Origin of the sequence: Litoribacterium kuwaitense (assembly GCF_011058155.1) — a bacterium.
GTDB lineage: Bacteria > Bacillota > Bacilli > Bacillales > DSM-28697 > Litoribacterium > Litoribacterium kuwaitense.
The window spans coordinates 1-339 of sequence record NZ_JAALFC010000154.1 but is presented as its reverse complement, the minus strand read 5'-3'; the positions used below and the strand labels follow the sequence as shown (position 1 = coordinate 339).

Annotated in this window: 1 pseudogene; it reads left to right on the top strand. The window is 47.5% G+C overall.

From position 1 onward, the window contains the following. Nucleotides 1-339 (top strand): annotated as a pseudogene (locus G4V62_RS19470) (transposase); the annotation flags it as partial.

Sequence of the window (339 nt, the reverse complement as noted above, 5' to 3'; positions counted from 1 at the left end):
TGTGTCTCGTGAGACGCGATACTGTCTCGAAGAAGTTATTTATTTCGCTGTCGGCATTCTCGAAGATGGATCCAAAGAAGTGTTAGCTTACACGGTGGCTCCCACCGAATCAGCTTTTCTGCTGGAAGACATCAAAGCGCGCGGGGCACAGAAAGTTCTTCTCTTTATCTCAGATGGCTTAAAGGGCATCGTGGACAGCATTTTCTCCATTTATCCGGGGAGCCAATATCAGGCGTGCTGTGTGCATCTTTCACACAATATCGCCCACAAGGTTCGTGTAGCTGACCGGGCTAAGATTTGCGAAGATTTCAAATTAGTTTACCGAGCCGAAATCCTAGA